Origin of the sequence: Erwinia sp. AnSW2-5 (assembly GCF_045107195.1) — a bacterium.
Classification (GTDB): domain Bacteria; phylum Pseudomonadota; class Gammaproteobacteria; order Enterobacterales; family Enterobacteriaceae; genus Erwinia.
On sequence record NZ_JBJGXA010000011.1, the window covers coordinates 129,828 to 154,417 of the forward strand.

Below are 24,590 nucleotides of genomic sequence, written 5' to 3' on the forward strand. Positions count from 1 at the left end.
TTGATCTGGAGTGGCTATGCAGCAAGAAATGTCGCACGCAACGTTTAATCGCCGCTGGGCTACCGTACTGCTGGAAACGCTGACGCGCCACGGTATACGGCATATCTGCATTGCTCCCGGATCCCGTTCTGCACCGCTGGCTCTGGCGGCGGCAGCCAGTGATAAATGGGTGTGTCATACCCATTTTGACGAGCGCGGCCTCGGCTTTCTCGCGCTCGGCCTGGCAAAAACCACCCATCAACCTGTGGCGATCATTGTCACTTCCGGCACGGCGGTTGCCAACCTCCATCCCGCGCTGGTCGAAGCGCATCTGACCGGAGAAAAGCTGGTCGCCATCAGCGCTGACCGCCCACCTGAACTGATTCACTGCGGGGCGAACCAGGCCATTGAACAGTCAGGTATTTTTGCTCCCCACGTTTCTGCTGCACTTAATCTTCCCCGGCCTTCACCCGCGATCCCCGCTCGCTGGCTGGTCTCGGCTGTTGATACCTTGCTGGCACAGCAGCAGCATGGCGGCGTGCATATCAACTGCCCCTTTGCTGAACCGCTGTATGGCGATGACAGTAGCGATTACCTTAGCTGGCAGGATGAACTGGGAAGCTGGTGGCACAGCAACGAACCCTGGCTGAAATATCCGCAGCGCAGCCAGACGCCGACCGAAGACGACTGGCTGCGCTGGCGTCAGAAGCGCGGGGTGGTGATTGTCGGGCGCGTCAGCGCTCAGCAGGGGCAGCAGTTGGCCGAATGGGCTGGGATGCTGGGCTGGCCGCTGCTGGGTGACGTGGTGTCACAAACCGGGCAGCCGCTGCCTGGTGCCGCATTGTGGCTGGGGCATCCTTCGGCACAGCTGGCGCTGAGTGAGGCGCAGATCGTGGTGCAGTTCGGCAGCAGCCTGACAGGGAAAAACCTGCTCAACTACCAAAACCGCAGCGGCACTGAGATGTACTGGCTGATTGACGTGTTACCGGGTCAGCGCCATCCGGGGAGCCTTGGCGGGCGACGTATTCAGGCCGATATTTCGGACTGGTTGCAGCACCATCCTGCGGCACCTCGTCAGCCCTGGTGCCCGCAGCTGGCGAGGCTGGCTGAACGGACCCGTGACTATCTGCAACAGCATTTGCAGCAGTTTGGCGAGGCACAGCTGGCGCATCGTCTGCCCGCACTGCTGCCGGAAAACGGTGCGCTGTTTATCGGCAACAGCCTCGCCATCCGCCTGGTGGATGCCTTTGCGCAGCTTCCTGCTGGCTATCCGCTGTATTGCAATCGCGGCGCCAGCGGCATCGACGGGTTACTGGCAACGGCAGCGGGCGTGCAACGTGGCACGGGCCAGCCGCTGCTGATTCTGCTGGGCGATCTCTCCGCGCTGTACGATCTGAATAGCCTGGCGTTGTTGCAGCAGGCCTCTGCGCCGGTGGTGGTTATCGTGGTGAACAATCAGGGCGGCCAGATCTTCTCTATGCTGCCGACGCCAGTCTCTGAACGTGAACGCTTCTTCACTATGCCGCCCAGGGTCGATTTTCGTCATGCGGCGGCACTGTTTGGTTTGCACTTTGCGCAGCCAGCCAGCTGGCAGGCACTTCAGCAGGCGGTTGAACAGGGTTTCAGTTCGGGCATCACCTTGATTGAGGTGGTGACAGACGGTGATGAGGGTGCACAAACCCTGGCGCGCTGCGCCAGCGAGGTGGTCCATTTATGATGCTACATGCGCACTGGCAGGGGCACCATCACAGTACGCGTCCGGTACTGGTATGGCTGCACGGTTTTCTCGGGAGTGCGACGGACTGGCAACCGGTTCAGCGCTATTTCAGCCACTGGCCGCTGCTCAGTATTGATCTACCCGGTCACGGCGGCTCACGTGCGCAGACCGTCAGCGGCTTTGATGATTTATGCCAGCGGCTCAACGCCACGCTGCACTATCACCAGGTCGATCGCTACTGGCTGATCGGTTACTCCCTCGGCGGACGTCTGGCGCTGTATCACGCCTGCCGCCACGCCGGTAACGGTCTGGCGGGATTGCTGGTGGAAGCCGGGCATTTTGGTCTTAGCAGCGCCAGTGAGCGCACCAGCCGCCGGGCGCATGACCAGGGCTGGGTGCAGTGTTTCCGCCAGCAGCCGCTGGAAGAGGCGCTGACCCAGTGGTATCAGCAGCCCGTGTTTGCCGAACTGACCGCTATTCAGCGGCAGCGCCTGGTCGCCCGGCGGCTCAACAATCGCGGCGAAGATCTGGCGGCGATGTTACAGGCCACTTCACTCTCGGTGCAGCCTGATCTGCTGCCGGAACTGCGTGAGAAAACCTTCCCGTTCCGCTATCTGTGCGGTGAATGGGATCAGAAATTTTTGCAGCTTGCTCAGCAGGCTGCACTTCCTCCTGCGGTCATCCCCGCAGCAGGCCATAACTCGCACCTGGCGAATCCCCTGGCATTTGCCCATCAACTTGCCCGCGTGCTCAATCATAATTAAGGAGCTGTGATGTTGTATCCAGATGAAAGCCTGCTGAGTGCCCCGGCGCAGTGGCGGGATTGCGGCGCTGAGTTCAGCGATATTCGCTACCATAAAACGGATGATGGTATTGCCAAAATCACCATTAATCGCCCTGAAGTACGCAACGCCTTTCGCCCGTTAACGGTCAGTGAAATCCAGCAGGCGCTGGATAATGCACGCCGCGATCCGGCGGTGGGTGTGATCGTACTGACCGGCGAAGGCGAACGGGCATTCTGCTCAGGCGGGGACCAGAAAGTGCGTGGCGATTACGGCGGCTATCAGGATGACGCGGGCGTTCATCATCTGAATGTCCTCGATCTGCAACGTCAGATCCGCACCTGCCCGAAACCGGTCGTGGCGATGGTGGCGGGCTATGCGGTCGGTGGTGGCCATGTCCTGCATATGATGTGCGACCTGACTATTGCGGCGGATAATGCCCAGTTTGGTCAGACCGGGCCGAAAGTGGGGTCCTTTGATGGCGGCTGGGGCGCGGCTTATATGGCGCGCATTGTCGGCCAGAAAAAGGCGCGTGAAATCTGGTTCCTGTGCCGGATGTACAGCGCACAGCAGGCGCTGGATATGGGGCTGGTGAATACCGTGGTGCCGCTGGCCGAGCTGGAAAAAGAGACGGTGCGCTGGTGCCGCGAGATGTTGCAAAACAGCCCGATGGCACTGCGCTGCCTGAAAGCGGCCCTGAATGCCGACTGTGACGGCCAGGCCGGGCTGCAAGAACTGGCGGGCAATGCCACCATGCTGTTCTACATGACGGAAGAGGGGCAGGAAGGGCGCAATGCGTTTAACGAGAAGCGTCAGCCTGACTTCAGCAACTTCCGGCGTAATCCCTGATGCGTCGCGCGACGTTATATGGTTATCAGATCGCGCTGGATGCCGGGGTGGTGTTACGAAATCAACGCTTAAAAACCCGTCAGGGGCTGCTGGTCAAGCTTGTGGAAGGAGAGGCGGAAGGCTGGGGGGAAATTGCCCCCCTTCCTGAGTTTAGTCACGAGACGCCGGAGCAGGCACAGCAGCAGGCGATGGACTGGCTGGCGAAGTGGTGTGATGGCGAGCTGCCCGCAGAGAGTGAGCTGCCTTCTGTGGCCTTTGGCCTCAGCTGTGCGCAGGCCGAACTGACCAACAGCCTGCCCGCCGAAGGGGAGTATCGTTTGGCGCAGCTGTGCAGCGGCGATCCGGATGCGTTGTTTCAGCAACTGCTGTGCCAGCCAGAACCGCTGGCAAAAATGAAAGTGGGCCTGTACGAGGCGATACGCGATGGCATGCAGGTCAATCTGTTGCTGGAGGCGTTACCGCACCTCACCTTGCGTCTGGATGCTAACCGCAGCTGGACGCTGGAAAAGGCGCTGAGCTTTGCCCGCTATGTGTCGCCGGCGCTGCGTTCACGCATTGCGTTTATCGAGGAGCCGTGCCGCGACAGGCAGCAAAGCCTCGCCTTTGCCGCTGAAACAGGGATTAACATTGCCTGGGATGAAACCCTGCGTGACCAGGATGATGCACTTTCCGCCGCGCCGGGTGTGGTGGCTGTGGTGATCAAACCTACGCTGACGGGCAGTATTCAGCGCGTGCAGCATCAGGTGTTACAGGCGACAGCGCAGGGATTAACCCCGGTGATCAGCAGTGCGCTGGAGTCCAGCGTCGGGCTGACCCAGCTGGCCCGTCTGGCGCACTGGCTGACGCCAGGCGTGCGGCCAGGCCTGGACACGCTGCAACTGATGCAGCAGCAGGTGCTGCGGGCGTGGCCCGGCAGCCTGTTACCGATGCAGGACAGAGAGGCGCTGCAATGTCTCTGGCAACGCTAACCGACTGGCCCTGGCGCGGCTGGCAGCGCCGTTGCCCGCAGGCGCGGGCGATTGATAATGGTGAGGTCACGCTCAGCTGGCAGCAGCTGGCACAGGCGGTGGCAGAGCATGCGCAGGGCTTTCATCAGCAAGGCGTGGCCGCCGGAGACTTAGTGGCGTTGCGCAGCGCGAACAGTCTGGCGGCGCTGCTGGCATGGCTCGGGCTGATGGCCTGCGGGGCGCGGGTGCTGGGGCTTAACCCTCAACTGCCGGATGCCCAGCTGGGCCAGTTGTTACCGGGGCTGGCACCGGACTTTGTGCTCGATCTGGCCGGGGGCGCTTGTCTGGAGATACCCACGCTGGCGCTGCGTCCGGTGGCAGGCGATGGCAGTCAGCCGTGGCAGCAGGATCAGATCGCCACGCTGACGCTGACCTCTGGCTCGACCGGGTTGCCTAAAGCTGCGGCCCACACCTTCAGCGCCCATCTGCACAGCGCGGCGGCGGTTGTCGGTCTGATGGCACTGACGCCCGGTGACCGCTGGTTATTGTCGCTGCCGCTGTTCCATGTCTCCGGGCAGGGCATCCTCTGGCGCTGGCTGCTGGCCGGGGCCACGCTGGTGATCCCCGATGATGCAGGATTGTATGCTGCACTGGCACGCAGCAGCGTCGCGTCTCTGGTGCCCACCCAGCTCTGGCGTCTGCTGCATCAGCCTGTTTTACCCGCCCGATTGCGTGCGGTATTGCTGGGCGGTGCGCAAATCCCCGCAGAGCTGACGCGCCAGGCCGAGGCTGCCGGGCTGCACTGTTATTGTGGCTACGGGATGACGGAAACCGCATCGACCCTCTGTGCCCGGCGCGCAGATGCACATCCTGGCGTAGGTGCGCCGCTGGCGGGCCATCAGGTGAAGATAGTGGACGGTGAGATCTGGGTACGTTCGCCTGCGCTGGCATCCGGCTACTGGTTACAGGGGGCGCTGATGCCGTTGACGGATCGGGACGGCTGGTTACGTACCGGTGACTGCGGGCGCTGGCAGCAGGGTGAGCTGCTAGTCGACGGACGGCGCGATAATCTGTTTTTTTCAGGCGGAGAGTCGGTACAGCCAGAGCAGATTGAACGAATCCTGGTGGCCCATCCGGCGGTGACGCAGGTATTTATTGTGCCAAAAGTGGATGCCGAATACGGTCATCGCGCGGTCGCACTGGTGGAAGGCAGTATTGGGCTGGAGACGCTGGCAGACTGGGCCGCGCCGAAGCTGGCGGGATATCAGCGCCCGGTCGCGTGGTATCCCCTACCGCCCGATCATGCCGGGGCGATTAAGCGCTCACGCGTGCAACTGAAGGCGTGGGTGGCAAACCAGACTCAGGCCTGTTTGAGATCACAAGTCTGAACGATTGGAAATGAACTGGAAATTGACGTTGTGTTTCTGCCGGGTGATTCTTACAGTGTAAAGCTTGAGTACACCCGGAGAACAACATGATAAGAGTGGAAATGCTCGCGACCGGCGACGAAGTGCTGCACGGACAAATCGTCGATACTAACGCAGCCTGGCTGGCTGGCGTACTGTTTGAGCAGGGCTTACCGATGACCAGCCGTCAGACGGTAGGGGACAGCTTGCAGGATCTGGTGACGGTACTGACCGAGCGCAGCAAAGTGGCTGATGTCTTGATTGTTAACGGCGGCCTCGGGCCAACCAGTGATGATCTGAGTGCGCTGGCCGCCGCCACCGCCGCCGGAGTAGAACTGCAAATGCATCCTGAGTGGCTGGCGAAAATGGAAGCCTTCTTTGCCAGCCGTGGCAAAGTGATGGCCGCCAGTAACCGTAAACAGGCAGAAATCCCACAGGGTGCGGAGATGATCGATAACCCGGTCGGCACCGCCTGTGGCTTCGCCATGCAGCTCAATCGCTGCTGGATCTTCTTCACGCCGGGTGTCCCTTCCGAATACAAGGTGATGGTGATGGATCAAATCCTGCCGCGCCTGAAAGCCCGCTTCCAGCTGCCCGAACCGCCTGTCTGCCTGCGGATGACCACCTTTGGCCGTGGGGAGAGTGACCTCGCCTCCGACATTGAACCTTTACCGCTGCCGGAAGGGGTGGTGATGGGTTACCGCGCATCCATGCCGATTATTGAACTGAAGCTGAACGGCCCGGCCTCTAAGCTGGCTGAGATGGAACAGTTCTGGCAGCAGGTGCGCGAGATTGCCGGTGACAGTGTGATCTTCGAAGGGTTTGAAACCTTACCTGAGCAGCTGGCGCGGCGTCTGAAAGAACATAAGCTCTCGCTTGCCGTCAGCGAGCAGTTCAGCGCCGGGCTGCTGCAATGGCAGCTTATTTCCGCCGGGGCGACTCTGGCTGCGGGCAACGTGTTGCCTGTTCAGAGTGAGTCACTGGGCCTGCTGGCGGCACGCAGTCAGCAGCTGGCGAAACTGAACCACGCCCGGTTGTCGCTGGTGGTCGGAAGTCTGGAAGACGATCGTCTGGGCTTTGCTCTGCACACGCCGGACGGCACGTTTGCGCAAAAAGTGAAGTTTAACGTTAGCCGACATGGTCTGAAAGCGCGGCAGGAGATGGTGGCAATGCTGGCGATGAACATGCTGCGCCGCTGGCTAAATGGTCAGTCGGTGACCACCGGGCACGGCTGGATTGATGTGGTGGAAACGTTGTAAAAGCGCCGGGCGAGGCATGCCTCGCCCCTACATAGTGCGCGGTGACGGTATTGATTATCGGAAATTTGTAGGGGTCGGGCATGCCCGACCCGATGTTGATGAGATTGCCCCGATCAACCCATTACAGGGCGATCTCAATATCCCCGTCGGCCTTGCAGCAGCAGGGTAAAATCTCACCCTGCTGAACAAACGCCAGCGGCGTCGTGCTGTAGCTGACTTCACCCTTCAGCAGGCGCGTGCGGCACGAACCGCAGTAGCCTTCGCGGCACTGATACTCCACGCACACCCGGTGGAACTCCAGGGCGGCAAGCAGGGAAGGGTGTTCATCATGACATTCAAGCTGCGTACCGGTGGTACGCAGTGTAATGCTCGCCATCTTACAGCTCGAAGTCGCTGAGATCGTCGGCGTTCACTTCAGAGTCAATCTGACCGACCAGGTAAGAACTGACTTCCACTTCCTGCGGCGCGACCTGCACGTTATCGGAAACCAGCCAGGAGTTAATCCACGGAATCGGGTTCGAGCGTGTTTTAAATGGCAGATCCAGACCGACCGCATTCATACGGATATTGGTGATGTACTCAATGTACTGCCACAGGATGTCTTTGTTCAGGCCGATCATCGAACCGCCGCTGAACAGATATTCTGCCCACTCTTTCTCCTGCTCGGCAGCCAGTACAAACAGGTCGTAGCACTCCTGGCGGCACTCTTTGGCGATCTCGGCCATTTCCGGGTCATCTTCGCCGCTGCGCAGCAGGTTCAGCATGTGCTGAGTCCCGGTCAGGTGCAGGGCTTCATCGCGTGCGATCAGCTTGATGATTTTGGCATTGCCTTCCATCAGCTCACGCTCAGCAAAGGCGAACGAGCAGGCAAAGCTGACGTAGAAGCGGATGGCTTCCAGCGCATTCACGCTCATCAGGCAGATGTAGAGCTGTTTTTTCAGGGCACGCAGGCTGACCGTGACGGTTTTGCCATTCACTTCGTGCGTACCTTCACCCAGCAGATGCCAGTAGCTGGTCATCTCAATCAGATCGTCGTAGTAGCCGGAAATATCTTTGGCACGCGACAGGATCTGCTCGTTGGTCACGATATCGTCAAACACCAGCGACGGATCGTTAACGATATTACGGATGATGTGGGTGTAAGAACGTGAGTGGATGGTTTCTGAGAATGCCCAGGTTTCAATCCAGGTTTCCAGTTCAGGAATCGAGATCAATGGCAGCAGCGCAACGTTTGGGCTACGTCCCTGGATGGAGTCCAGCAGCGTCTGATATTTCAGGTTACTGATAAAAATGTGCTTTTCGTGATCCGGCAGAGCCTGATAGTCGATACGATCGCGTGAAACGTCCACTTCTTCCGGGCGCCAGAAGAAAGAGAGCTGCTTTTCGATCAACTTTTCAAAGATGTCATACTTCTGCTGGTCGAAACGCGCCACGTTCACCGGCTGGCCGAAGAACATCGGTTCCAGCAGCTGATTATTTTTATTCTGCGAAAATGTGGTGTAAGCCATGATGTATTCCAGATGCGTTCAGGGTCGGGCATGCCCGACCCTTACAGAGTCAATGTGTCGCGTAGGGGCCAGGCAAGCCTGGCCCACGGAGATTAGATCTTACAGGCACCGCTTTCGCAGCCATCGTCCTGAATGGAAGGGACCAGGTCTTCCTGGGTATCTTCTGCACCGTCACGCGTGTTCTGATAATAAAGCGTTTTCACGCCAAACTTATAGGCAGTCAGCAGGTCTTTCAGCAACTGCTTCATCGGCACTTTACCGTTGGCAAAACGCGTCGGGTCGTAGTTGGTGTTCGACGAAATGGCCTGGTCGATAAACTTCTGCATCAGGCCGACCAGTTGCAGGTAACCGTCATTGTTTGGCATATCCCACAGCAGCTCGTAGCTGTCTTTCAGACGTTCGTACTCTGGAACCACCTGGCGCAGGATACCGTCTTTTGAAGCTTTAATGCTGATATGGCCGCGCGGGGGTTCAATCCCGTTGGTGGCGTTAGAAATCTGCGAAGAGGTTTCTGACGGCATCAGCGCAGACAGCGTGGAGTTACGCAGGCCGTGCGTTTTCACGGATTCACGCAATGCTTCCCAGTCGAGCAACAGCGGCGTATTACAAATCGCATCCAGGTCTTTCTTATAGGTGTCGATTGGCATAATGCCCTGAGAATAGGTGGTTTCATTGAACCACGGGCACGCCCCTTGTTCGATAGCCAGGTCGTTGGAGGCTTTCAGCAACCAGTACTGGATAGCTTCAAAGGTCTGGTGCGTCAGGACGTTGGCGCTGCCGTCTGAGTAGCGTACGCCATTTTTAGCCAGATAGTAGGCGTAGTTGATCACACCAATGCCCAGCGTACGACGTCCCATTGCACCGCGTTTGGCGGCCGGGATCGGGTAGTCCTGATAGTCGAGCAGGGCGTCCAGCGCGCGAACGGCCAGCGTGGCCAGCTCTTGCAGGTCGTCCAGGCTTTCAATCGCACCCAGGTTGAATGCGGAGAGCGTACACAGCGCAATTTCACCGTTTTCGTCGTTCACATCCAGCAGCGGTTTGGTTGGCAGCGCGATTTCCAGGCACAGGTTAGACTGGCGAACGGGCGCGATAGCCGGGTCAAACGGGCTGTGAGTATTGCAGTGGTCAACGTTCTGGATGTAGATACGGCCGGTAGACGCACGTTCCTGCATCATCAGTGAGAACAGCTCAACCGCTTTGATGCGCTGCTTGCGGATGCTGTCGTCCTGCTCGTATTTGGTGTACAGGCGCTCGAACTCTGGCTGATTCGCGAAGAAGGCATCGTACAGGCCTGGTACGTCAGACGGGCTGAACAGGGTGATATCTTCGCCCTTGAGCAGGCGCTGATACATCAGTTTGTTGATCTGCACGCCGTAGTCCATGTGGCGCACGCGGTTACCTTCAACACCACGGTTGTTTTTCAGTACCAGCAGGCTTTCGACTTCCAGATGCCACATCGGGTAGAACAGCGTGGCTGCCCCGCCGCGTACGCCGCCCTGAGAGCAGGACTTCACTGCGGTCTGGAAATGCTTATAGAACGGGATACAGCCGGTGTGGAAAGCTTCACCGCCACGGATCGGGCTACCCAGCGCACGAATGCGGCCAGCGTTGATACCGATACCGGCGCGCTGAGAAACGTATTTCACAATGGCGCTGGAGGTGGCGTTGATAGAATCCAGGCTGTCACCACATTCGATCAGCACGCAAGAGCTGAACTGGCGCGTTGGCGTACGCACACCGGACATGATTGGCGTTGGCAATGAGATCTTAAAGGTGGAGATCGCATCATAGAAACGTTTCACGTAGTCCAGACGCGTCTCGCGCGGGTAGCCAGAGAACAGGCAGGCCGCGACCAGAATGTACAGGAACTGGGCGCTTTCATAGATATCACCGCTGACGCGGTTCTGTACCAGATACTTACCTTCCAGCTGCTTGACCGCCGCGTAGGAGAAGTTCATATCACGCCAGTGGTCGATAAAGCCGTCCATCAGCTCAAACTCTTCCGCACTGTAGTCTTCCAGCAGGTGATGGTCATATTTGCCCATCTCAACCATGCGGGTGACCTGGTCAATCAGCTTCGGTGGCTCGAACTGGCCGTAGGCTTTTTTGCGCAGGTGGAAGATGGCCAGGCGGGCAGCCATGTACTGATAGTCAGGGGCATCTTTGGAAATAAGATCAGCAGCAGACTTAATGACAGTTTCATGGATATCAGAAGTGCGGATACCTTCGTAGAACTGGATGTGGGATCGCAGTTCAACCTGAGAGACGGAGACGTTTTGCAGTCCTTCGGCAGCCCAGTCGAGAACACGGTGGATTTTATCGAGATCGATACGCTCGGTGCGACCATCGCGTTTGGTTACAAGCAGACTCTGATTCATGTCGCGTTTTACCTGTCCTTAACAAATAATCCCCACGTTTATACACAGATCTCTCATTGTGAGTAACTCTGTGGATAAACACTACATATAGGGGGTGAGGGAAACCTTGATAACAATATGGTGAGTATTCTAGTAATTTTCACGTGGTTAACAAGGCTTGATTTTCGCTGGGAATTACGGTTGCAGGGCTGGATTTTTTCCTAAGTCCACGTTTCTCAAGGCCCTGGCTCAATGTCAATGGCTGGAGAAAATTTTTAGAATTTTGATTGAGCGCGGGTTTCTTGTTCAGCTTGAAAACTTCCGGTTTTGAGACGCTGAAAAAGTGCACATAAGAAAAGACCTCAAGGCCATTATGGCGTGATGGTGCGAGAATAACCTGATCTTGATGACAGGGATAAGACGAAAGCGATCTTATACCCGTCATCCTTCAAATTGCAGATGCGTTGGCTGCACCCGCTCGCCCATCACAACATCTTATGACTCGATGATGCTGTGCGTATGCACCATATAGTTCACGTCAACGCCCGGAGCCAGTTTGAAGTGGTTGGTGATCGGGTTGTAGTGCAGGCCAATAATATGACGTTCGCGCAGTGGCGTTTCATCGACCCAGTTCAGCAGTTCTGCCGGACGGATAAACTTTTTGATGTCGTGTGTGCCGCGCGGCACCATACGCAAAACGTATTCCGCACCGATGATTGCCATCAGCCAGGATTTGCTGTTGCGGTTCAGGGTCGAGAAGAAGACCTCGCCGCCCGGTTTCACCAGACGGGCGCAGGCATGGACCACGGAGCGCGGATCGGGCACGTGCTCCAGCATCTCCATGCAGGTCACCACATCGTACTGCCCGGCGAACTGCTCAGCGTGTTCTTCCACCGTCTGCTGGACATAATCAATGGTCACGCCGCTTTCCAGAGCGTGTAAGCGGGCAACCTGCAACGGTTCCGCCCCCATATCCAGCCCGGTGACGTTGGCGCCTTCACGCGCCATGCTCTCGGCGAGAATGCCGCCGCCGCAGCCAACATCCAGCACTTTTTTACCAAACAGTCCGTCAGCGTGCTGGGCAATCCAGCCAAGGCGCAGCGGATTAATCCGGTGCAGTGGCTTAAATTCGCCTTCCAGATCCCACCAGCGTGAAGCAACCGCTTCAAATTTAGCGATTTCACCGTGGTCAACGTTCTGCGTAGCCGCGTTTTGTTCTGATTTCATTGGGTTATTACTCCAGCCAAAGTTTGTCGCAGTATATACCCGTCATACTTCAACTTGCATCTTTGTTGGGCGCGCTACGGGCCGGAGAGGCGCAGAATGCAATAAAGCGGCCAATGCAACGCTTTCCATTCAACACATGACTGCATTGTGATATACTTTCGCACCTTTGAATCCGGGAATAATACAGAAGGAAAGCGCCTCCATGAGCGACCTGGCCCGCGAAATTACACCGGTCAATATCGAAGAAGAGTTAAAGAACTCCTATCTGGATTATGCAATGTCGGTCATCGTTGGCCGTGCGCTGCCAGATGTCCGTGATGGCCTGAAGCCGGTTCACCGCCGTGTGCTTTACGCTATGAACGTCCTCGGTAACGACTGGAACAAAGCTTATAAAAAATCCGCCCGTGTCGTCGGTGACGTCATCGGTAAATATCACCCTCATGGCGACACTGCCGTGTATGACACCATCGTGCGTATGGCGCAGCCGTTCTCGCTGCGTTACATGCTGGTGGATGGCCAGGGCAACTTCGGTTCCGTTGACGGCGACTCCGCTGCTGCGATGCGTTATACCGAAGTTCGCATGTCCAAAATCGCTCACGAATTGCTGGCGGATCTGGAAAAAGACACCGTTGATTTTGTGCCTAACTATGATGGCACAGAGCAGATCCCCGAAGTTATGCCGACCCGCGTTCCCAACCTGCTGGTTAACGGTTCCTCAGGGATCGCCGTCGGGATGGCCACGAATATTCCTCCGCACAACCTGACCGAAGTGATCAACGGCTGTCTGGCCTACATCGACGACGAAAACATTACCGTCGAAGGGCTGATGGAGCACATCCCAGGCCCGGACTTCCCGACCGCCGCTATCATCAATGGCCGCCGTGGCATTGAAGAAGCCTATCGCACGGGCCGTGGCAAAATTTACATCCGCGCCCGTGGTGAAGTGGAAGTGGATGCGAAGACCGGCCGTGAAACCATCATCGTGCATGAAATTCCTTATCAGGTGAACAAAGCGCGCCTGATTGAGAAAATTGCCGAACTGGTAAAAGAAAAACGTCTGGAAGGCATCAGCGCCCTGCGCGATGAGTCTGACAAAGACGGTATGCGCATTGTGATCGAAGTGAAGCGCGATGCCGTTGGCGAAGTGGTTCTGAACAATCTGTATTCACTGACCCAGCTTCAGACGTCTTTCGGCATCAACATGGTGGCACTGCACCAGGGCCAGCCAAAGATTATGCCGCTGAAGGATATTCTTGAAGCCTTCGTGCGTCACCGTCGTGAAGTCATTACCCGTCGTACCATTTTCGAACTGCGCAAAGCGCGTGACCGTGCTCATATCCTTGAAGCTCTGGCCGTGGCGCTGGCGAACATCGACCCGATTATCGAGCTGATCCGTCGTGCCGCTTCACCTTCTGAAGCGAAAGCAGGCCTGATTGCGCGTCCGTGGGCGCTGGGTAATGTTTCCGCGATGCTGGAACGTGCCGGTGACAATGCAGCCCGCCCTGAGTGGCTGGAAGATGAGTTCGGTATCCGCGATGGTCAGTACTATCTGACCGAGCAGCAGGCTCAGGCGATCCTTGATTTACGCCTGCAGAAACTGACCGGACTTGAGCATGAAAAACTGCTTGATGAGTACAAAGAGCTGCTGGCACAGATTGCAGAGCTGTTGCGCATTCTGGGCAGTTCCGAGCGTCTGATGGAAGTGATCCGCGAAGAGCTGGAGCTGATCCGCGATCAGTTCGGCGATGAGCGTCGTACCGAAATCACCGCTAACAGTGCCGACATCAACATCGAAGACCTGATCAACCAGGAAGATGTTGTGGTCACCCTGTCGCATCAGGGCTACGTGAAGTATCAGCCATTGACTGATTACGAAGCGCAGCGCCGTGGTGGTAAAGGCAAATCGGCTGCACGTATTAAAGAAGAAGACTTTATCGACCGCCTGCTGGTCGCCAACACCCATGACACCATCCTCTGCTTCTCAAGCCGTGGCCGTCTGTACTGGATGAAGGTTTATCAGCTGCCGGAAGCCAGCCGTGGTGCACGTGGACGTCCAATCGTCAACCTGCTGCCGCTGGAAGCCAACGAACGTATCACCGCGATCCTGCCGGTACGTGAGTACGCAGAAGGCTTCAACATCTTTATGGCGACCGCCAGCGGTACTGTGAAGAAAACCGCCCTGAAAGAGTTCAGCCGCCCACGCAGCGCCGGTATCATTGCCGTCAATCTGCGTGATGACGACGAACTGATCGGCGTGTCACTGACCAACGGTAGCGATGAAGCCATGCTGTTCTCCGCCGCCGGTAAAGTGGTGCGCTTCGCAGAGAGCGCTGTTCGTGCGATGGGTCGTACCGCCTCTGGCGTGCGCGGCATCAAACTGGCAGAAGGCGATCGCGTGGTGTCACTGATTGTTCCGCGTGACGATGGTGCCATCCTGACCGTGACGCAGAACGGCTACGGTAAGCGTACGGCGAATACCGAGTATCCAACCAAGTCGCGTGCGACGCAGGGCGTGATCTCGATTAAAGTCACCGAACGTAACGGGCCGGTCATTGGTGCGGTACAGGTTGTCGATAGCGATCAGATCATGATGATCACCGATGCCGGTACGCTGGTGCGTACCCGCGTGTCTGAAGTGAGTGTGGTAGGGCGTAACACCCAGGGTGTTATCCTTATCCGTACCGCTGAAGATGAAAACGTGGTCGGCCTGCAACGTGTGGCTGAACCGGTAGCGGAAGATGAACTTGATGCTATCGACGGCAGCGTCGCGGAAGGGGATGACGACATCGCCCCGGAAGTGGAAAGCGACGACGAAGCACCAGAGGCTGATGACGAGTAATCGTTAAGCGCCTGATAAAAAAGCCGGTTCATGATGAACCGGCTTTTTTTTGCCTGAAAAACAGGGCTTACTCTGCGTTCCGGGGAGCGAGGAAACCGTGGTTTTGCATAAACTGGCTGACGGCGGCCAGGGTTTGCTGGTGGATCGCTTCCCTCTGTGCCTTCGGGGTTTCACAAATAAAGGCCTCTCCTTCCTCTGCCAGAATCGCTGCGGCTTTCGGCTGGCACAGCGGCAGGAAGTCGAAGTGCCCGGCATCAGGCAGTGTGATCAGCGGCAACTTAAGGCGATCCACGCCGAGCGTCATCTTCCCGGTGGCGCGAATAAAATAGTCTGCGGCAATAGTCAGCAGCGGGATGTGGATGTTATCCAGACTGCTGCGGGTTAGCACGTAGCTCATGCCCGGATCGATCGCTATCACCCACTTTACTCTCACATCGCGATAGCTGGCCGCCAGGCGCTGGTCGTTGGTGTTTTCCAGTCTGACGCCATCACGATAGTAAAACTGACAGTCGGGCATCTGTGGCATCGTCTGGCAGTAGTGGTTCATCTGCTGGCGGTTGGTACGGGCACCGGCCAGCGCCAGCACGCTGTATCCGCCTTTAGAGTGGCCAATTGCCCCGATTTTTTCGGCATCAATCGCCCGCTGCCAACGTGGGGCCTGAAGATAGTGGGTCAGCATAAAAGAGAGATCGGTTATCTGAAGGGTCAGATCGGTTTTTGGGCTGGAATTCCCCGTGGTACTGCCGGGATGGTTGGCGGCAATCACGATGGCACCGCGCGCTGCCAGAGGAACGGCCAGCCAGGCGAGGCTGGCATTATTACCTCCGCTGCCGTGGCTCAACACAATCAGCGGGAAACGGCCCGGTGCCAGTGGCGCACTAGCGATAGCAGAGAAGCCCGAAAAGACGCCGCTTGCTGCCTGCATCTGAGGAGTCTGATCGCTGTGGCTGGGGTAAAAAATACGCACATTCAGCGTGCGGGCGCTTTGGCTATCGACGATCGCTTCCTGCTGGCTGCCGACGGAATAGCACCAGGCCGGGAGGCTCAGTGCCCATAACATTATGGAAATAATTAAACGCATCATATTCACTCATCGTGTAGAAAAAGCCTATTATCAGGAGATTACAGGCGCCAGGCGTCCTCGATCGCGATAGAGTCCTATGCTGATACCGGTTAATTTTTTGCTCAGTCTGGTGTGCGTGCTGCTGCTGGTGCAGCGCCGTGACATGGGCCACCTGTTTCAACTGCTGCTGTGGCTGTGCCTGGTACACAGTCTGATTGCCGGGCTGGCTATCATGTTGCCTGGGGAAAAGGTGTGGCACGGGTTGCAGCCCATCACCGCGTCGGCACTGCCGCTGATGTGCCGTCTGGCGCTGGCGCAGGCCACCGGGCAGAGCATACGCGCATGGCGCAGCGCTCTGGTGGTCGTGCTGATGATCGCCTGCGTGCTGTGGCTGCCGCAGGGAATTGACTGGCTGCTGCCCGCTATCTGGCTGGGCTGTGCCGCCCTGATGTGGCTGCGGCTGCAATCGGGCAGCGATGTGCTGCCGGAGGCGGCACTGAGCGAGAGCATTCTGACGTTGCAGGGCTGGCGTCTGCTGGCGTTATTGCTGGTCGTGGTGGCTTTACTGGATGTCACCGTGTCCTGGCTGATGGCGTTTGCGGCGGCGGCGGGAACCCCGGCGCTTTTGTTGGCCGGCAATCTCACCATCGCGGCTGTAATGTCGTTGCTGCTGCTGTTAGGCCGATCGCCCGCTGCAGCGCCTGTCGTCAAAGTGGTGCGGGAAGCCCGCGCAGAAGACCCGGATATTATGGCCCGTATTGATGCACTGATGCAGGCCGGACTGTACCGGGAACCTCAACTGAATCTTGCACGACTGGCGCGCAAAGCCGGAATTCCGACGCGGCAGGTCTCCGCTGCGGTGAATACCCTCCATCAGCAGAGTGTGTCTCAGTATGTGAATGGCTGGCGTATCCGTGAGGCGGGAGAGCGGCTTGCGGGCAACCAGCAAACGGTGATTGAGGTGATGGAGAGCGTTGGTTTCCAGACCAAATCCAACTTTAATCGTGAGTTTCGCCGCATCACGGGTAAAACGCCGACGGAGTGGCGCAAAGATGCCTGGGAACAGGCTGAAAATCACTGAAATAGCGGGCTGCGGGCGTGCTGATAACTGGCTTTTTTACCATGCTGACGCTACTGTATCGGCAATCATTTTCTTTTGTCCGTTATGGCTGCCAGTGGGTTACGCTTGAAATATCTTGTCTCTTTCCGAACGACGTTAAAGATTTCCCGCTATCTGTTCCGCGCCCTGGCGTTGATGCTGTGGACGCTGGGCGCATTGCTGACCACGTTCTATATCATTAACGTCATACACGAAAGAGAATCGCAGGTACGTCAGGAGTTTAATACCAGCTATGACCAGGCGCAGTGGTACGTGCGTCACTCGGCAGATGTAATGCGCGAGCTGAAGTTCATTGCTGAAAATCGCCTGAATACCACGACCAGCACGCCTGATGCCTTGAGCGGTATCTCCTCCGGTAAAGCGTCGCCGCCGCAGTTCTACCCGCTGTATGCCGATTCCGACTGTAATGCGATGAGCAATACCTGGCGTAACTCGCTGGAACCCCTCAGTTATTTCCTGAATTTCTGGAAAGAGAATTTCGCTTCTGCCTATGAACTGAATCGGGTGTTTTTTATCGGTGGTGAGAGCACCTGCCTGGCGGATTTCGGCCTGGGAACGGTGTCGGTCGATCGTGAGCGAACGTTGAAATCGCTGCGCGAACGCATCCTGAAATATCGTAATGGCAATGACGACGAGCGTAAAAACAGTCTGTTTTGGATCTCTCCGGCGGCGCAGCCTGGCATCGGCTATTACTACATGATCACGCCTGTGTACGTGGCGAATAAGGTCACGGCCCTGTTGGGTATCGAACAGAGTATCCGAATGGAAGACCTGATCCTGCCGGGCAGCCTGCCGGTGACCGCTACGCTGGTGGATCAGAATAATCAGCGGCTGCTCTCTTCCGCGCGTAATGGCCCGGATTTCTCGGCGGACGATCTGCCCGATGATGCCGCATGGTTTGGTTATGTTGCCGGCTACAATCAACTGATTATGAAGAAAAGTCTGTCGCCGTCTTCGCTCAGTATCGTCTACTCGGTGCCGACGAATGTGATGATCGAACGGCTGAAAATTTTGATTATCAACGCCCTGTTGCTGAACCTGATCAGTGCGATTGTGCTGTTCACGCTGGCATGGTTGTTTGAACGCAGAATGTTTCTTCCCGCCGAAGATAACGCCCATCGGCTGGAAGAACACGAGCAGTTTAACCGTAAAATTGTCGCCTCGGCCCCGGTCGGGATCTGTATTTTACGCACCAGCGATGGCACCAACATCCTCAGTAATGAGCTAGCCCATAATTATCTCACCATGCTGACCCAGGAAGATCGGCTGCGTTTAACCGAGATTATCTGCGGGCAGCAGGTTAACTTTGTCGATGTGCTGACGGGCAGTAATACCAACCTGCAAATCAGCTTTGTCCATTCGCGCTACCGCAATGAGAATGTGGCGATCTGCGTGCTGGTTGACGTCAGTGCTCGTGTCAAAATGGAAGAGTCATTACAGGAGATGGCCCAGGCCGCAGAGCAGGCCAGCCAGTCTAAATCCATGTTCCTGGCGACGGTCAGCCACGAGTTGCGTACGCCGCTGTACGGCATTATCGGTAACCTCGATCTGCTGCAAACCAAGTCTCTGCCGTCGGGTGTTGAGTCACTGGTGACAGCGATGAACAACTCCTCCAGCCTGTTGCTTAAAATCATTAGCGATATCCTCGACTTCTCCAAGATAGAGTCCGAGCAGCTGAAAATTGAACCTGCTGAGTTCTCCCCGCGTGAAGTGGTGGCGCATATCACCTCAAACTATCTGGCGATGGTAGTGAAGAAGCGTCTGACGCTGTGGTGCTTTGTCGACAGCGATGTTCCTGCCACGCTGGAGGGTGACCCGATGCGTTTGCAGCAGGTGATCTCCAACCTGCTGAATAACGCGATTAAGTTCACCCATACTGGCGGGATCATCTTGCAGGTTTATGTGAAAGATGGATATCTGGCTTTTCGCGTACGCGACAGCGGCGTGGGGATCCCGGCGAAGGAGTTAACGCGTCTGTTTGACCCGTTCTTCCAGGTCGGCAGCGGCGTGCAGCGTAACTTCCAGGGAACCGGGCTGGGGCTGGCTATCTGTGAGAAGCTGATCAATATGATGGACGGCGATATCGAGGTCGACTCTGAGCCTGGCATGGGCAGCCAGTTTATTATCCGCATTCCGCTGTATAACAGCCGGGCGGTGGCACCCGAGTTGCAGGATAGCCTGCATGATAAACAGTGCTGGCTGGCATTGCGTAACGAGCAGCTGGCCATTTTCCTGACGCGCCTGCTGGGGGAAAACGGTATTCAGGTGGAGCGCTACGAAGGTGAGGCGGCGGCAGATGACGTCATTATTACCGATCATGATTTCCTGCCGGTGCAGAGTGTACGTGCCACCATCCGCTTTGACAGTCGCCATAATGATGCACCACAACATCTGGGCGCAGGGCACTGGGTTTGTGCCACCACCACGCCGCACGAATTACCTTCACTGCTGGGAAGGATCTACCGCGTGGAGGCGGATCAGCCAGAAGGGCTAATGGCGGTACAGGCGAAAGAAGCGCAAATCGCTACGCATGATGACATCCTGATCCTGGTGGTCGACGATCATCCGATCAACCGTATGCTGCTGTCCGATCAGCTTGGGTCGCTTGGCTACCGGGTGAAAACGGCGCGCGATGGCCTTGATGCGCTGAACGTGATTAGCCGTAACGATATTGATATCGTGTTGACCGACGTGAATATGCCGAATTTGGATGGTTATGGTCTGACGCGACGTTTACGCGAACTGGGGAAAACTTTCCCGGTGGTGGGCGTGACGGCGAATGCGTTAGCGGAAGAGAAGCAGCGCTGTATTGATGCAGGAATGGACAACTGTCTGTCGAAGCCCGTGACAATGGATACGTTACAGCAGGCGTTGACGTTATATGCGGAGCGGGCAAGGAAGGGCAGGGAGAAGAGCTGAAGATAAGGGCTGACCGAAACAGAAGGTCAGTCATTGAGATGAATATCGTCGGCTGGACGGGCTGACCGAAACAGAAGGTCAGCCCCTACAGAAGGGGCGACCATTTGTTCCGGTCGCCCCGTCATTCGCACTAAACTTAATCTTTAACTGGTGACATGCTCACTGATGACAGATAGTTCAGCAGCGCAATATCATTATCCACACCCAGTTTCATCATCGCTGATTTCTTCTGGCTACTGATCGTTTTGATACTGCGGTTCAGTTTCTTGGCAATTTCGGTCACCAGGAAGCCTTCAGCAAACAGGCGCAGCACTTCGCTCTCTTTCGGTGACAGACGTTTGTCGCCGTAACCACCCGCGCTGATTTTCTCCAGCAGTTTTGCCACGCTGTCCGGCGTATATTTTTTGCCTTTCTGCAATGCTGCCAGAGCTTTAGGCAGGTCGGTTGGCGCGCCCTGTTTCAGTACAATACCTTCGATATCCAGATCCAGCACTGCACTGAGAATGGCCGGGTTATTGTTCATGGTCAGAACAATAATCGACAGGTCAGGATAGTGACGCTTGATGTATTTGATCAACGTAATGCCATCGCCATATTTTTCGCCTGGCATAGACAAATCTGTCACCAGAACGTTGGCATCAAGCTTAGACAAGCTGTTAATTAATGCTGTGGAGTCTTCAAACTCACCGACAACATTGACCCATTCAATTTGTTCGAGCGACTTACGAATGCCGAACAGAACAATAGGGTGATCGTCGGCAATAATGACATTCAGGTTGTTCATATTATTGGTTACCTTGCTGCAGCAGGTCATTGACGTAATTGTCAATTTCACTGGTGGTATTTTCAATGTTTGAATCGTCACACTGTTCAATGTGATGTTCTAACGTTTCACAAAACTGCTTGCCGGGTAGCAAATTTAACATGGCAAACACGCCTTTCAGCCGATGCGCAGTCTGAGCAAGCGCAATAAAGTCCCTGTTTGCGGCCTCATTATACAGTCTCTTGACATCATCGGGTACTGTATCGACGAAAAGCTGAAAGTAACCACTGGCGAAGAGTTGAGCCGTTTCCTGTTGTTCCGCATTTTCGTCCCCCAGCTCGTCCTGAGCCAGCTGCTGTTCAATCAATGTCAGCAGCGCATCCTGCATCGCGCTACTGATATTGAAATTGACCCGGTACTGATTGGATGAAATCTGGCTGAAACCGGGTTCATCACTGGTGAGCAGTAATGACCACGGTGTTAAGTGCTCAGGTTCATCCGTGACCAGTACATCGTGTTCCTGACCGGAGAAACGTTCGTCTGGCGTAATGCAATTCGCGCCCCAGTCTTCAAGCTGATGAACGACGATTTTACGCACGTCATCAACGGTAATATCAATCAGGGCATTGACGCCCTCCAGCAGCTTCTCCTCCTGCTCCAGCTGAGGTTCCAGCGGGGTATGGAGCTGGATGCTGTAGCGTGTGCCGATATCCGGGCTGGCGCTGATTTCCAGGTGGCCGCCTAACTGTTTGCACAGTTGTTTACACAGGAAGAAGGCCATGCCAGAGGCCTGACCATAACGGTCCTGATGAGTCTCACCCAGGTAGGGGAAATCAGTATTCGACATTTCGTCAGCGGAAAGACCCGCGCCGGTATCAACAATCTCAATCGTCAGGCGATCCGGGCGTTCGTCCGGGGCGCTAACGGTCATGCTCACCCGGCCCCACGTGGTGGTGGTCACGGCATAGTGCAGCAGCGTAGAAAGGATCTTACGGATCGCCCGGCGATCGCCAAAACGTGTCTCATCGCTGCTGCGGTGATTGGCGATCATCAGCGTCAGACCTTTGCGGCGCATGACGGGCAGCAGCTCGCTCGCCAGTTCATCCAGCAGGGTTTGCAGATTGAAACTGCCTGCATCCGGTGTCCAGTCGAGGGTTTCCAACTGATTCAGCAGCACAATATCATCAACCAGACGGCTGAGAGCCTGCGAGGCGTCCAGCGACGTACCCACCTGTTCATCCGGGTGCGCTGATGCCAGCGCTTGCAGGCTGGCGATCACCCTGCTCAGCGGACGCTGCAACGCGTGGCCGAGATTCTGCAACAGCTGCTGGCGTGACTGATGATTCTTATCCAGCACCTGCTGCGCTTTTTGCAGTTTTTTGTTCACCAACAGCTCACGATCCTGATCGCGCATCATAAACACCTGCGTATGCGGTGAAATCATGCTGCGGGCATGGCGGATCTCATACACCTCATTGTTGACCGTGGCCTGCAACACGCCCTGATGCTGATCGGACATATTGATGATCTTTTGCAGATTGAGATGCGGCAACAGGTGTTCGGCAATTTTATTGCTGATAATGGTGCGGTTATTGGCAAAATCATACACCAGCAGCCCCACCGGCAGCGTCCCGACAATCTCTTCGTTCAACAGACGCAACGACTCCAGCTCCGCGCTCTGATTCTCACTGGGGCGCAGCGACTGCTGACGCAGCAGAAACAGGCCAGCCAGCGACATCAGCAGCAGCGCAAGGTTAGCCAGCAGCGGCCACAGCAGATTACGCAACGTATCTACCACTAAACCGTTTATCGGTACACGATAGATCAGCTGTAAGGGGGTGCTGGCCAGTGAACCGGCAATTTCGATATTAGGGTTGACCCAACTGATGCGGGTGCTGTTGCTGCTGTCCTGATTATCATCCCCTTCGGCAACCGGAGTGGTGTCCTGCTTGAGCTGGAAATTTTCCAGCGGCATATTCAGCGGAATAATGTCGTTCACCGGCAGATCGAAAGCCACCACGGTCGCCAGATGCCCAGGCTGATTGAAGGTGGTGCGCACGGTGAAGTAGTGGTCATTCTGCCAGGTAAAGCGGCGCAGTGGCGAAAAGCTCTCACGCTCGTCCAGCGCATTCGCCTGTTGCAGCATCTCGGCGCGGCGCGCCTCAACGATGTTGCTGATGGCGCTCTCTTTATAGCGTGAAGCCATATCTTTTAACGGCAGGGTAGAGACCAGGATCAGGCTGTTGTCCTGCCCGTTGAGGAAATACATCGACCAGGTACTGTTCTCGGCGCCCCATAAGGTATCGAGATAGTTGGACATGCGCAGTGTCATATCCAGCGTGCCGCTGTCGTGCGAACCAAAAATTAACGCTTCGGTTTTACGCCGGGTTTTTTCCAGATAATAGACATCCTGACGCAGGCGAGTTTCCTGCAAACTGTTGCCAGAGGTGCCCGCCGCATTGGCCGCCAGGTTTTCATAAATCTGCCAGGTAGCGAAGCGATAAGTATCAATGCGCTTTTGCATCGCGTGGGTAATATCAGCCATCGCGTAGCGCTTTTCTGTCAGCCAGGCGTTAACTGCATTGTGGATCATAAATCCGGTTGCCAGTACCAGCACCAGAATAAACAACGCAAAGAAGCGCGAAACATTGCCGGAAGTCAGTGGAAATTTATAAGGCAACATGCAGTAAAACCCCGGTTAACGAGTAATCTGTCGGGCGCTGGCAGCGACGACCAACAGCAGCGCCGCAATGCCGCTAAATGCGACGGACAGGCTGGATAATTGTGAAATAAAACCGACCAACGCAGGCCCCGCAAGAATGCCGGCGTAACCGATAGTGGTCATTGCCGCGATCGCCAGATTGGCAGGCATCACCTGCTGTTTTCCCGCCGCGCTGAACATAATCGGCACGGCGTTAGAAGCACCAAACCCGACCAGCAGGAAACCGATCAATGTCCAGATCGCATCCGGTATCGCCACCGCCAGCACCAGTCCAGCCGCTGCACATAAGGAGCCGCAGAACAGCGTCGCCGTGCGGCCGAAAACGTTGACGATGCGGTCGCCAAACAGGCGGCCAATGGTCATGGCAATGGAGAATACCGCGTAACCCAGCCCGGCCTGCGCGGCGGGCAGGTCGCGACTATGGGTCAGGAACAGCGCGCCCCAGTCAAGAATGGCACCCTCGGTCAAAAACAGAATAAAACAGAGTACGCCAAGGAACAGCACCCAGCCGCGCGGCACAACAAACAGCGGCGTATCCGGCTGGTGCAAACGCTGGCTGAGCAGATGCCGCTGGCAGTACAACCACAGCAGGACCAGCAAGACATTAATCATCAGGATGGAGACCAACGGAGAGGCGCCCAGCGCCAGCGCGGCACTGACCAGCCCGGCCCCAACAATCCCGCCTGCGCTGAAGAAACCATGGAACCCGGACATCATCGCTTTGCGGGCAGTTTTTTCCACTTCGACGGCCTGGATATTCATCGCCACGTCAATCAGGCCGATGGCGGCACCAAAGATCATCAGTGCCAGTGCCAGCGTAAAGGGGGTAGAGAGCGTTGCCAGCAGGGGCAACATTAGCAGCAACAACAGGCTGCCGGTCGCAATCACGCGTTTGCAGCCCAGACGGCCGACCAGCATCCCGGTCAGCGGCATAGCAATCAACGAGCCCAGGCCAAGAAACAGTAGCAACGTACCCAGGGAGCCGTCGGTTAACAGGGCGCGGTCTTTCGCATAAGGAACCAGGGGAGCCCAGGAGGCCATACCGATACCGGCGATTAAAAATACTGCGCGCGTGGCACGCTGTGTTGCCAGCGCTTTCGCCTCTGAGGCAGGGTCTTCCAGTGTCGTCATTT

Annotated in this window: 17 protein-coding genes; 9 read left to right on the forward strand and 8 right to left on the reverse strand. The window is 56.5% G+C overall.

Annotated elements, in window-relative coordinates; all coding sequences use genetic code 11:
• The first annotated feature begins 28 nt into the window (after positions 1–28).
• The 6 genes from menD to ACFL9S_RS10060 all read left to right on the forward strand — a co-directional run bounded on the left by menD (position 29) and on the right by ACFL9S_RS10060 (position 6,939).
• Positions 29–1,696: a 2-succinyl-5-enolpyruvyl-6-hydroxy-3-cyclohexene-1-carboxylic-acid synthase gene (menD, locus tag ACFL9S_RS10035; protein WP_405261948.1), complete on the forward strand. Its 1,668-nt coding sequence runs from the start codon at positions 29–31 to the stop codon at positions 1,694–1,696.
• Entirely contained in the window at positions 1,693–2,460 is a 768-nt protein-coding gene (gene menH / locus ACFL9S_RS10040) for a 2-succinyl-6-hydroxy-2,4-cyclohexadiene-1-carboxylate synthase (RefSeq protein ID WP_405261718.1), read from the forward strand. Before menD ends, menH begins: the two co-directional genes overlap by 4 nt.
• Before the next feature lie 9 nt (positions 2,461–2,469).
• Positions 2,470–3,327, forward strand: a complete 858-nt coding sequence (menB, locus tag ACFL9S_RS10045; RefSeq protein WP_405261719.1) for a 1,4-dihydroxy-2-naphthoyl-CoA synthase — start codon at positions 2,470–2,472, stop codon at positions 3,325–3,327.
• Entirely contained in the window at positions 3,327–4,295 is a 969-nt protein-coding gene (gene menC / locus ACFL9S_RS10050; protein WP_405261720.1) for an o-succinylbenzoate synthase, read from the forward strand. Before menB ends, menC begins: the two co-directional genes overlap by 1 nt.
• A complete protein-coding gene (gene menE, locus ACFL9S_RS10055) occupies positions 4,277–5,662 on the forward strand; it encodes an o-succinylbenzoate--CoA ligase (RefSeq protein WP_405261721.1) in 1,386 nt (461 codons plus the stop codon). Before menC ends, menE begins: the two co-directional genes overlap by 19 nt.
• Positions 5,663–5,748: 86 nt before the next feature.
• Positions 5,749–6,939, forward strand: coding sequence for a nicotinamide mononucleotide deamidase-related protein YfaY (locus tag ACFL9S_RS10060; RefSeq protein WP_405261722.1), 1,191 nt, complete (start codon positions 5,749–5,751; stop codon positions 6,937–6,939).
• 121 nt (positions 6,940–7,060) lie between these two features.
• On the opposite strand, the gene yfaE is transcribed toward ACFL9S_RS10060, so the two are convergent.
• The 4 genes from yfaE to ubiG all read right to left on the reverse strand — a co-directional run bounded on the left by yfaE (position 7,061) and on the right by ubiG (position 12,031).
• Complete coding sequence (gene yfaE / locus ACFL9S_RS10065; RefSeq protein WP_405261723.1) at positions 7,061–7,315, reverse strand: class I ribonucleotide reductase maintenance protein YfaE; 255 nt, start codon at positions 7,313–7,315, stop codon at positions 7,061–7,063.
• 1 nt (position 7,316) lies between these two features.
• Positions 7,317–8,447, reverse strand: a complete 1,131-nt coding sequence (gene nrdB, locus ACFL9S_RS10070; RefSeq protein ID WP_133841419.1) for a class Ia ribonucleoside-diphosphate reductase subunit beta — start codon at positions 8,445–8,447, stop codon at positions 7,317–7,319.
• A gap of 92 nt (positions 8,448–8,539) precedes the next feature.
• Entirely contained in the window at positions 8,540–10,825 is a 2,286-nt protein-coding gene (gene nrdA / locus ACFL9S_RS10075; protein ID WP_405261724.1) for a class 1a ribonucleoside-diphosphate reductase subunit alpha, read from the reverse strand.
• 474 nt (positions 10,826–11,299) lie between these two features.
• Positions 11,300–12,031: a bifunctional 2-polyprenyl-6-hydroxyphenol methylase/3-demethylubiquinol 3-O-methyltransferase UbiG gene (gene ubiG, locus ACFL9S_RS10080; RefSeq protein ID WP_405261725.1), complete on the reverse strand. Its 732-nt coding sequence runs from the start codon at positions 12,029–12,031 to the stop codon at positions 11,300–11,302.
• Positions 12,032–12,233: 202 nt separating this feature from the next.
• Here ubiG and gyrA point away from each other — a divergent pair, with 202 nt between their 5' ends.
• Positions 12,234–14,870: a DNA topoisomerase (ATP-hydrolyzing) subunit A gene (gene gyrA / locus ACFL9S_RS10085; RefSeq protein WP_405261726.1), complete on the forward strand. Its 2,637-nt coding sequence runs from the start codon at positions 12,234–12,236 to the stop codon at positions 14,868–14,870.
• A 67-nt stretch (positions 14,871–14,937) separates the two neighbouring features.
• Here gyrA and ACFL9S_RS10090 read toward each other — a convergent pair whose 3' ends face one another.
• On the reverse strand, positions 14,938–15,954 hold the full coding sequence (locus tag ACFL9S_RS10090) for an alpha/beta hydrolase family protein (RefSeq protein WP_405261727.1): 1,017 nt from the start codon (positions 15,952–15,954) through the stop codon (positions 14,938–14,940).
• Between the two features lie 76 nt (positions 15,955–16,030).
• On the opposite strand from ACFL9S_RS10090, the gene ACFL9S_RS10095 reads away from it, so the two are divergent.
• Positions 16,031–17,014 (forward strand): helix-turn-helix domain-containing protein, encoded by a 984-nt coding sequence (locus ACFL9S_RS10095; protein WP_405261728.1) that lies wholly within the window; start codon positions 16,031–16,033, stop codon positions 17,012–17,014.
• A 105-nt stretch (positions 17,015–17,119) separates the two neighbouring features.
• Complete coding sequence (gene rcsC, locus ACFL9S_RS10100; RefSeq protein ID WP_405261729.1) at positions 17,120–19,972, forward strand: two-component system sensor histidine kinase RcsC; 2,853 nt, start codon at positions 17,120–17,122, stop codon at positions 19,970–19,972.
• 136 nt (positions 19,973–20,108) lie between these two features.
• Here the strand turns inward: rcsC and rcsB are convergent, their stop codons facing one another.
• From rcsB to ACFL9S_RS10115, 3 genes are read right to left on the reverse strand one after another with little or no spacing between them, the layout of a single operon-like run.
• Positions 20,109–20,756 (reverse strand): response regulator transcription factor RcsB, encoded by a 648-nt coding sequence (gene rcsB, locus ACFL9S_RS10105; protein ID WP_062742930.1) that lies wholly within the window; start codon positions 20,754–20,756, stop codon positions 20,109–20,111.
• A 1-nt stretch (position 20,757) separates the two neighbouring features.
• On the reverse strand, positions 20,758–23,418 hold the full coding sequence (rcsD, locus tag ACFL9S_RS10110; RefSeq protein ID WP_405261730.1) for a phosphotransferase RcsD: 2,661 nt from the start codon (positions 23,416–23,418) through the stop codon (positions 20,758–20,760).
• A gap of 15 nt (positions 23,419–23,433) precedes the next feature.
• On the reverse strand, positions 23,434–24,588 hold the full coding sequence (locus tag ACFL9S_RS10115) for an MFS transporter (protein ID WP_405261732.1): 1,155 nt from the start codon (positions 24,586–24,588) through the stop codon (positions 23,434–23,436).
• Between the last annotated feature and the right edge of the window lie 2 nt (positions 24,589–24,590).

Coding starts and splice junctions, on each gene's coding strand:
- menD (WP_405261948.1), top strand. CDS start 29: ATGTCGCACGCAACGTTTAATCGCCGCTGGGCTACCGTACTGCTGGAA.
- menH (WP_405261718.1), top strand. CDS start 1,693: ATGATGCTACATGCGCACTGGCAGGGGCACCATCACAGTACGCGTCCG.
- menB (WP_405261719.1), top strand. CDS start 2,470: ATGTTGTATCCAGATGAAAGCCTGCTGAGTGCCCCGGCGCAGTGGCGG.
- menC (WP_405261720.1), top strand. CDS start 3,327: ATGCGTCGCGCGACGTTATATGGTTATCAGATCGCGCTGGATGCCGGG.
- menE (WP_405261721.1), top strand. CDS start 4,277: ATGTCTCTGGCAACGCTAACCGACTGGCCCTGGCGCGGCTGGCAGCGC.
- ACFL9S_RS10060 (WP_405261722.1), top strand. CDS start 5,749: ATGATAAGAGTGGAAATGCTCGCGACCGGCGACGAAGTGCTGCACGGA.
- yfaE (WP_405261723.1), bottom strand. CDS start 7,315: ATGGCGAGCATTACACTGCGTACCACCGGTACGCAGCTTGAATGTCAT.
- nrdB (WP_133841419.1), bottom strand. CDS start 8,447: ATGGCTTACACCACATTTTCGCAGAATAAAAATAATCAGCTGCTGGAA.
- nrdA (WP_405261724.1), bottom strand. CDS start 10,825: ATGAATCAGAGTCTGCTTGTAACCAAACGCGATGGTCGCACCGAGCGT.
- ubiG (WP_405261725.1), bottom strand. CDS start 12,031: ATGAAATCAGAACAAAACGCGGCTACGCAGAACGTTGACCACGGTGAA.
- gyrA (WP_405261726.1), top strand. CDS start 12,234: ATGAGCGACCTGGCCCGCGAAATTACACCGGTCAATATCGAAGAAGAG.
- ACFL9S_RS10090 (WP_405261727.1), bottom strand. CDS start 15,954: ATGATGCGTTTAATTATTTCCATAATGTTATGGGCACTGAGCCTCCCG.
- ACFL9S_RS10095 (WP_405261728.1), top strand. CDS start 16,031: ATGCTGATACCGGTTAATTTTTTGCTCAGTCTGGTGTGCGTGCTGCTG.
- rcsB (WP_062742930.1), bottom strand. CDS start 20,756: ATGAACAACCTGAATGTCATTATTGCCGACGATCACCCTATTGTTCTG.
- rcsD (WP_405261730.1), bottom strand. CDS start 23,418: ATGTTGCCTTATAAATTTCCACTGACTTCCGGCAATGTTTCGCGCTTC.
- ACFL9S_RS10115 (WP_405261732.1), bottom strand. CDS start 24,588: ATGACGACACTGGAAGACCCTGCCTCAGAGGCGAAAGCGCTGGCAACA.